We start from the raw sequence: 534 nt of genomic DNA, 5'->3' as shown, positions 1-534 counted from the left end.
AATTACTCGAAGTTTATTTGAGAAATATTTGTCAGAAAATTGATGAGCCAAGATTTGTAGCCATAAGCTACTAATGATTTTTAACTGAAGAGTTTGATCATGGCTCAGATTGAACGCTGGCGGCAGGCTTAACACATGCAAGTCGAGCGGGGAAGTATAGCTTGCTATACGACCTAGCGGCGGACGGGTGAGTAATGCTTAGGAATCTGCCTATTAGTGGGGGACAACATTCCGAAAGGAATGCTAATACCGCATACGCCCTACGGGGGAAAGCAGGGGATCTTCGGACCTTGCGCTAATAGATGAGCCTAAGTCAGATTAGCTAGTTGGTGGGGTAAAGGCCTACCAAGGCGACGATCTGTAGCGGGTCTGAGAGGATGATCCGCCACACTGGGACTGAGACACGGCCCAGACTCCTACGGGAGGCAGCAGTGGGGAATATTGGACAATGGGCGAAAGCCTGATCCAGCCATGCCGCGTGTGTGAAGAAGGCCTTTTGGTTGTAAAGCACTTTAAGCGAGGAGGAGGCTACTT

1 rRNA gene is annotated in these 534 nt (G+C 49.4%); it reads left to right on the top strand.

Going from position 1 to position 534, the window contains the following annotated elements:
• Positions 1 to 81: 81 nt before the first annotated feature.
• Positions 82 to 534: ribosomal RNA gene (locus AC4CUZ_RS19760) — 16S ribosomal RNA — on the top strand; the annotation flags it as partial.

Source organism: Acinetobacter sp. 789_lipA, from assembly GCF_058242845.1.
The sequence above is the reverse complement of the archived record's forward strand: the minus strand, read 5'-3'. Positions and strand labels throughout refer to the sequence as shown.